Raw genomic sequence first — 7,162 nt, 5'->3', positions numbered from 1 at the left:
CATTGTTTGGCAATAGTTAGGCGTGCTATTAAATAGACTGTAAAATTCCAAAAATGACGAATCAAAAGCTACCTAAATTACTTCTTAAACCAGTCGGACGAGCGATTGCGGATTTTAGTATGATTAAAACGGGCGATAAAATTTTATTGGCAGTGTCAGGTGGCAAGGATTCACTCAGTTTGTTTCATATTTTGCGTCATTTTCAAGCAACTTCGCCCAAAAAGTTTGAATTGGGTGTGGTGACGATCGACCCACAGGTGGAAGGCTTTAAACCTCAGGCATTAGAAGGTTTTTTCAAGAAGTTTGATACACCATATTTTTTTGAAGAATTTCCCATTATGGAGCAAGCTAAAAAAAGCATGAAGGGCGATTCTTATTGTTCATTTTGCGCGCGTATTAAACGCGGCTTGATGTATCAGGTGGCGCGCAGGGAAGGGTACAATGTCCTAGCTTTGGGGCAACATCTAGATGATTTGTGTGAGAGTTTAATGATGTCAATGTTTCATAATGGCAAAATTCAAACGATGAAAGCACACTATATTAATGACAATAAAGATTTGCGAGTTATTCGCCCGATGGCGTATGTGCGTGAGCGACAATTGGCTGATTTTGCTAAGTCTGCTGATTTGCCAGTGATCCCAGATTCTTGTCCAGCGTGTTTTAGTATGCCGAGCGAACGCACCTATTTTAAAAAGTGGTTATTAAGTGAAGAAAAGCGTGTTCCAAGCCTATATAAGAACTTGCTTAGTGCCATGAAGCCTATGTTGGATGAGAGTTAACAAGGTTTTGGAATGGTTAAATTTTTCTTAAAACTGTTTTCAATGATGCCGCTTAAGCTCAATCACTTGATTGGCACTTTGATTGGTCGTCTTTTATATTTAACCAACAGCCAATCCAAGCATGTTGTGCGTAAAAATATTGAGATTTGTTTCCCTAATTTGAGTAAAGCGCAGCAACAAGATTTGGTTAAAGAATCCTTAATTGAATCAGGTAAAGGTTTGAGTGAATCTGGCTTTGTTTGGTTTAACAGTTTTGAATATAATGCTAAGCACATCGTTAAAACAAAGGGTGCACAGCATCTTAAAGGCAATGAAAATACTATTTTATTAGTGCCACATTTTGGCTGCTGGGAAATCGCTGCTCGCGTGGTATCACTACACAGGCCAACGACCTTTATGTACAAAGAATTGAATAATAAAAAACAAAACGCCTTGTTACTTTCTTTGCGTCAGCAGCAAGATTTGCATATGGTAGCGGCGAATAAAAAGGGCGTTTTAAAATTACAGCGTGCACTCAAAGACAAGCAGCTTATTGCTATTTTGCCAGATCAATATCCTGATGAAAAAGGCAGCGTGGTGTCGTCTTTCTTTAAACAGGATACTCGAACTATGACACTATTGGTTAAATTGGCAAGAAACAATAATGCCAAAGTGCTAATGACCTGGGCAGATCGTTTAGATAATGGCAAAGGTTATGAGTTGAATGTTAAACCTGTGAATATCCTATCAAGCACAGGTATGGTAGATGATGATGTGGCTTTGATGAATCAGGCGATTGAACAGTTGGTTAAAACCAAACCTGAACAGTATTTATGGAATTATAAGCGCTTCAAAGGCATTATTCGCTATTAGTTAACCACATACTGTTCATATTGTATAATTGTTTGGATGAAATTTATTGAAGACATTGAAAGTGTATTTGAGCGTGACCCTTCAGCGAGAAATACTTTTGAAATAATAACCACTTATTCTGGCGTTCAGGCAATGCTATTTTATCGTTTGGCACATAGTCTATGGATGTTGAAGCTTAAATGGCTAGCGCGTTTTATCTCAATGATTGCTCGGTGGCTAACGGGTGTTGAAATTCATCCTGCGGCAAAGATTGGGCGTCGATTTTTTATTGACCATGGTATGGGTGTGGTCATTGGCGAGACTGCTGAAATTGGCGATGATTGTACGCTCTATCACGGCGTTACTTTGGGTGGCACGACATGGAAGAAAGGCAAGCGCCATCCGACATTGAGTAATAATGTGGTGATTGGCGCAGGTGCTAAAATTTTAGGTCCAATTACTCTGGGTAACAATGTGCGTGTAGGCTCTAATTCTGTTGTGGTTAAGTCAGTTGATGACGATCAGACCGTTGTTGGTGTACCTGCACGCGTACTGAAAGACGCCAAAACACAATCAAACAGTTTTGATTCTTATGCGGTTGGCACAGAGGCTGATGATCCTACGATTAAGGCAATTAACTCAATTTTGTTGCACTTGCATGATGTGGATTCACAATTACATAAAGTCTCAAAAGAACTAAATCTTAAAGAATATAAAGACAGCTCGGTTAACAACTTAGAGATAGAAAGTAAATAAATTTATTACTTGACTAAAACACTAGGTTAAATGTATAATGGATCTTCTTTAAATAAACATTTGGAATTAACATGCAGCTTACTACTAAAGGACGCTACGCAATAACAGCAATGTTAGACTTGGCAGCTAACAATGCTGGAAAGCCGATTACTTTGGATTTTATTTCACAAAGGCAAAATATTTCTTTGTCTTATTTAGAACAATTATTTGCGAAATTACGCCGTGCAGATTTGGTAAAAAGTGTGCGTGGGCCTGGCGGTGGTTATTTGCTTAATACACAAGCAAAAGACATTAGTCTAACTCAAATCATTGAAGCGGTGGATGAGAACATTGATTTACGCCGTTGCAAAGGAATGAGCGCATGTAATAACGGCAAGCAATGCATTTCTCACCAGTTATGGTGTGATGTGAGCGAACAAATTAGAACATTTTTAAACAGCAAAACTTTGCAAATGGTGATTGATAATCACGAAGGACTATAATATGACAATACCTACTTATATGGATTATTCTGCAACCACTCCCGTTGACAAACGGGTTGCAGAAAAGATGATGAAATACCTCACTATGGATGGCGATTTTGGTAATCCAGCCTCTAATTCGCATTACTATGGTTGGCAAGCTGATGAAGCGGTAAAGACCGCTAGAAAACAAGTGGCAGATTTGATTGGTGCTGATCCAAAAGAGATTGTTTGGACATCAGGTGCAACCGAGTCGGACAACTTAGCCATTAAGGGCATTGCACACTTTTATAAGAAAAAAGGCAAGCACATTATTACGCTAAAAACAGAGCATAAAGCGGTATTAGATACTTGTAGACAGCTTGAGCGTGAAGGCTATGAAGTCACTTATTTAGACCCAATGGCAAATGGCTTATTGGATTTGAATGTTTTAAAAGATGCAATTCGTGAAGATACGGTGTTGATTTCTATTATGCATGTTAATAATGAGATCGGTGTCATTCAAGACATTGAAGCGATTGGCAATCTTTGCCGTGAACACAAAATATTTTTCCATGTTGATGCAGCACAATCAGCAGGAAAAGTGGCGATTAACTTGTCAGAACTACCCGTTGATTTAATGAGTTTTTCAGCGCATAAAATCTATGGACCTAAAGGTATTGGTGTTTTGTATGTGCGTCGTAAGCCGCGTGTTCGTTTAGAAGCACAAATGCATGGTGGCGGTCATGAGCGTGGTATGCGCTCAGGTACATTGGCAACCCATCAAATAGTTGGCATGGGTGAGGCTTTTGCTATTGCTCGCTCTGAGATGAATGAAGAAAACAAAAGAATTGCTGTTTTGCGTGATCGCTTATTAGCGGGTTTTGTTGATATGGAAGCAGTGGTGGTTAATGGCGATGAGAAACAGCGTATTCCAGGTAATTTAAATATTAGTTTTAACTATGTAGAAGGTGAATCACTAATGATGGCAATCAACGATATTGCTGTCTCTTCAGGTTCGGCGTGTACCTCTTCGAGTCTTGAACCGTCGTATGTATTACGCGCACTAGGTTTGAGCGATGAATTGGCGCATTCCTCTATTCGTTTTACCATTGGTCGCTATACCACTGAAGCTGATGTCGATAAAGCAATTGTTTTGGTGCGTGAAAAGGTAGACAAATTGCGTGATTTATCGCCGCTATGGGATATGTATAAAGAGGGTATTGATTTGAGCAAAGTTGAATGGTCTGCTCATTAAAACACATACTGTTATCCAGTGAATACCTTGTCTGTTCAAATTTTTTGAACGGGTATAATTAAAATAACAATAAGATTTTTTTAGGAGAAATAATATGGCATACGGTGAAAAAGTATTAGACCATTACGAAAACCCTCGTAATGTTGGCGTTTTAGATAAGGACGCTAAAAATGTCGGCACAGGCATGGTCGGTGCACCTGCTTGTGGCGATGTAATGCGTTTACAGATTCAAGTGGATGACAATGGCGTGATTGAAGAGGCAAAATTCAAAACTTATGGTTGTGGTTCTGCTATTGCTTCAAGTTCACTTTTGACCGAATGGGTTAAAGGGAAAACTTTGGATGAAGCAGCGCAAATTAAAAACTCAGACATTGCAGAAGAATTGTCACTTCCCCCTGTTAAGATTCATTGTTCAGTATTGGCTGAAGATGCAATTAAAGCAGCAATTAGTGACATTAAATCTAAGGCGTAATGGCAATCACTTTGACAGAGTCTGCCGCTGAACGCGTGGTTGGCTTTTTAGCCAATCGTGGTTCAGGGTTGGGTATTCGTCTATCTGTGCAAACCACTGGCTGTTCTGGTTTAGGTTACAATATGGAATTTGTCGATAATGCGAATGGCGACGACACTGTTTTTGAAGATAACGGGGTCAAAGTGATTATCGATGCAAAAAGTTTGATTTATTTAGATGGTACCGAAGTGGATTTTGTTAAAGAAGGGCTGAATGAAGGCTTTGAATTTAACAATCCAAATGCCAAAGCTGAATGTGGCTGTGGCGAGTCATTTACAGTCTAATTTTTCCATATTGAATGATGCAAAACTATTTCGAGTTATTCTCGCTAAAAGTTGATTTTGCAATAGATTTAAGTGTTTTAGAGCAAACTTATCAAACGCAAATCGCACAGTTTCACCCTGATAAATTTGCCATAGCAGATGACAAAAAAAAAGTCATGGCTATACAAAACACTTCGCTAATTAATACTGCCTTTGACACACTAAAGTCGCCACTGTTGCGTGCTACTTATTTGTTAGAATTGCAGGGTATTGATGCTTTCGATGAGAAAGATACGCAAATGGATGTGGGTTTTCTAATGAGCCAAATTGAGCTTAGAGAATCATTAGATGCGATAAAAACAACAAAAGATGAAATGGCTTTAGATGATTTTATTGTAGATATTACAGGTAAAGTAGCACAAAATATTGAGAAAATTCAACACTTATTCAAAGTAGATGAATTTAACAAGATTAAAAACTTGGTTAGAGAATTGAAGTTTTATACGCAATTAAATACACAGGCAAACCAATTAATGGATGAGTGGTTGTAAGGTTATGGCATTATTACAAATCTCAGAACCTGGGCAAGCAAACGCACCACATCAGCATAAATTGTCTATTGGTATTGATTTAGGCACGACTAATTCTTTAGTGGCATCGGTTCAGAGTGGACAAAGTAAGGTGTTAACGGATGAGAACAATAAAGCGATTTTGCCTTCGGTGGTGCATTGCGGCAAAGACAACAAACTGACTGTTGGTTGTGATGCTTGCCCTTATGCAAAAACTGACCCAACAAACACAATTATATCGGTTAAGCGCTTTATGGGCTTGAACTATCAGGAAGTTAGAGGCTTTAAAAATTGCCCGTATAACTTGGTGGAAAATGGCAATAATGTACAATTCCATACGGCAATGGGCAATTTATCTGCTGTGGAAATTTCATCAACAATCCTAACCTCACTTAAAGAGCGTGCAGAAAAGTCGTTAGGCGGTGATTTGATGGGCGCTGTGATTACCGTGCCTGCTTATTTTGATGATGCACAGCGACAAGCCACCAAAGATGCAGCGACATTAGCAGGGTTAAACACCTTAAGGTTGTTAAACGAGCCAACGGCAGCAGCAGTTGCTTACGGTTTAGAATCAGGTGAAGAAGGGGTTCACGCTGTGTACGATTTAGGTGGCGGAACTTTTGATATTTCAATTTTGAGTTTTCAAAAAGGCGTATTTAAAGTACTTTCTACAGGCGGCGACTCCAGTTTGGGCGGTGATGACTTTGATCAGCTGATTATTGACGATTGTATTAAAATGTTAAAGCTAGGTGATTTAACGCCTACGCAAATACAAAAAATAAAGCAGTTTGCACGCACAGCTAAAGAAACTCTAACTGATAATGAATTTGCCGAATTTAACTGCATAGAAGCGGCATATCGCATTAGTAAATCAAAGTTTGAATCTTTGTCTGAGGCGCTCATTAAGCGCACGCTACTACTCACGAAGCGTGCATTGAGAGATGCCCAGATTACTATAGATGATGTTAAAGATATTATTATGGTTGGTGGTTCAACGCGCATGCCATTAGTGAGAATAATGGTTAGTGATTTATTTAATAAGCCAGTTTTGTGCAGTATCAATCCTGATGAAGTGGTCGCCAAAGGCGCTGCTATTCAAGCGAATTTATTAGTGGGCAATAAGTCACAAGATGATATGCTGCTCTTAGATGTTTTGCCTTTGTCGTTGGGTTTGGAGACAATGGGTGGTTTGGTAGAAAAAGTAGTGCATCGAAACACCACTATTCCAATTGTCCGTGCACAAGAATTCACCACCTTTAAAGATGGACAAACAGCAATGAGCATACATGTTTTACAAGGTGAGCGAGAGCTGGTTAAAGATTGCCGTTCATTGGGGAAATTTGAACTTAGAGGTATACCGCCGATGGTGGCAGGTAATGCCCGTATTCGTGTTGAGTTTCAAGTTGATGCTGATGGCTTACTCTCTGTTAGTGCCACCGAACAAACTTCAGGTGTTAAAGCCGATGTGAGTATTAAACCTTCTTATGGGTTGAGTGATAGCGAGATGGAAAAAATGTTAAAAGACTCCATTTTATTTGCACAAGACGACATCAAGGCTAGACAGTTGCACGAAATGCAAGTGGAAGCCGATAGAACCATGGAAGCGATTGATTCTGCACTTGCCAAAGACAAAGATATGCTGGATGAGGCAATGCTTGATGATATTATGCACGCTAGATCGCAATTAGAAGCAGTTGTTAAAGATAAAGATGAGAAAATAATTAAAGATAAAATAGATAACCTTGAGGTAGTCAG

Annotated in this window: 9 protein-coding genes; all 9 read left to right on the top strand. The window is 39.2% G+C overall.

Going from position 1 to position 7,162, the window contains the following annotated elements; all coding sequences use genetic code 11:
- The first annotated feature begins 53 nt into the window (after window positions 1-53).
- Complete coding sequence (locus BAZSYMA_RS01035) at window positions 54-779, top strand: PP-loop family protein (protein ID WP_090714661.1); 726 nt, start codon at window positions 54-56, stop codon at window positions 777-779.
- Window positions 780-791: 12 nt separating this feature from the next.
- Entirely contained in the window at window positions 792-1,631 is an 840-nt protein-coding gene (locus BAZSYMA_RS01030; protein ID WP_090714659.1) for a lysophospholipid acyltransferase family protein, read from the top strand.
- 36 nt (window positions 1,632-1,667) lie between these two features.
- Window positions 1,668-2,366: a serine O-acetyltransferase gene (cysE, locus tag BAZSYMA_RS01025; RefSeq protein ID WP_090714656.1), complete on the top strand. Its 699-nt coding sequence runs from the start codon at window positions 1,668-1,670 to the stop codon at window positions 2,364-2,366.
- A gap of 71 nt (window positions 2,367-2,437) precedes the next feature.
- The gene (locus BAZSYMA_RS01020; RefSeq protein WP_090714654.1) at window positions 2,438-2,848 is read left to right on the top strand and encodes an Rrf2 family transcriptional regulator; all 411 of its coding nucleotides are present in this window, start codon (window positions 2,438-2,440) and stop codon (window positions 2,846-2,848) included.
- Between the two features lies 1 nt (window position 2,849).
- Window positions 2,850-4,064, top strand: a complete 1,215-nt coding sequence (locus tag BAZSYMA_RS01015) for an IscS subfamily cysteine desulfurase (protein ID WP_090714652.1) — start codon at window positions 2,850-2,852, stop codon at window positions 4,062-4,064.
- 94 nt (window positions 4,065-4,158) lie between these two features.
- Window positions 4,159-4,536, top strand: coding sequence for a Fe-S cluster assembly scaffold IscU (iscU, locus tag BAZSYMA_RS01010; protein ID WP_090714649.1), 378 nt, complete (start codon window positions 4,159-4,161; stop codon window positions 4,534-4,536).
- Window positions 4,536-4,859: an iron-sulfur cluster assembly protein IscA gene (gene iscA / locus BAZSYMA_RS01005; RefSeq protein WP_090714647.1), complete on the top strand. Its 324-nt coding sequence runs from the start codon at window positions 4,536-4,538 to the stop codon at window positions 4,857-4,859. Before iscU ends, iscA begins: the two co-directional genes overlap by 1 nt.
- A 14-nt stretch (window positions 4,860-4,873) precedes the next feature.
- Window positions 4,874-5,389: a Fe-S protein assembly co-chaperone HscB gene (gene hscB / locus BAZSYMA_RS01000; RefSeq protein WP_237731717.1), complete on the top strand. Its 516-nt coding sequence runs from the start codon at window positions 4,874-4,876 to the stop codon at window positions 5,387-5,389.
- Between the two features lie 4 nt (window positions 5,390-5,393).
- Window positions 5,394-7,162 (top strand): Fe-S protein assembly chaperone HscA (hscA, locus tag BAZSYMA_RS00995; RefSeq protein WP_143243046.1); only part of this gene is annotated, 1,769 nt, incomplete at its 3' end.

This window comes from Bathymodiolus azoricus thioautotrophic gill symbiont (assembly GCF_001298715.1).
Taxonomy (GTDB): Bacteria; Pseudomonadota; Gammaproteobacteria; order PS1; family Pseudothioglobaceae; genus Thiodubiliella.
The sequence above is the reverse complement of the archived record's forward strand: the minus strand, read 5'-3'. Positions and strand labels throughout refer to the sequence as shown.

What these genes read in the sequence shown, in the direction of transcription:
- BAZSYMA_RS01035 (WP_090714661.1), top strand. Translation starts at nt 54, where the DNA reads ATGACGAATCAAAAGCTACCTAAATTACTTCTTAAACCAGTCGGACGA.
- BAZSYMA_RS01030 (WP_090714659.1), top strand. Translation starts at nt 792, where the DNA reads ATGGTTAAATTTTTCTTAAAACTGTTTTCAATGATGCCGCTTAAGCTC.
- cysE (WP_090714656.1), top strand. Translation starts at nt 1,668, where the DNA reads ATGAAATTTATTGAAGACATTGAAAGTGTATTTGAGCGTGACCCTTCA.
- BAZSYMA_RS01020 (WP_090714654.1), top strand. Translation starts at nt 2,438, where the DNA reads ATGCAGCTTACTACTAAAGGACGCTACGCAATAACAGCAATGTTAGAC.
- BAZSYMA_RS01015 (WP_090714652.1), top strand. Translation starts at nt 2,850, where the DNA reads ATGACAATACCTACTTATATGGATTATTCTGCAACCACTCCCGTTGAC.
- iscU (WP_090714649.1), top strand. Translation starts at nt 4,159, where the DNA reads ATGGCATACGGTGAAAAAGTATTAGACCATTACGAAAACCCTCGTAAT.
- iscA (WP_090714647.1), top strand. Translation starts at nt 4,536, where the DNA reads ATGGCAATCACTTTGACAGAGTCTGCCGCTGAACGCGTGGTTGGCTTT.
- hscB (WP_237731717.1), top strand. Translation starts at nt 4,874, where the DNA reads ATGATGCAAAACTATTTCGAGTTATTCTCGCTAAAAGTTGATTTTGCA.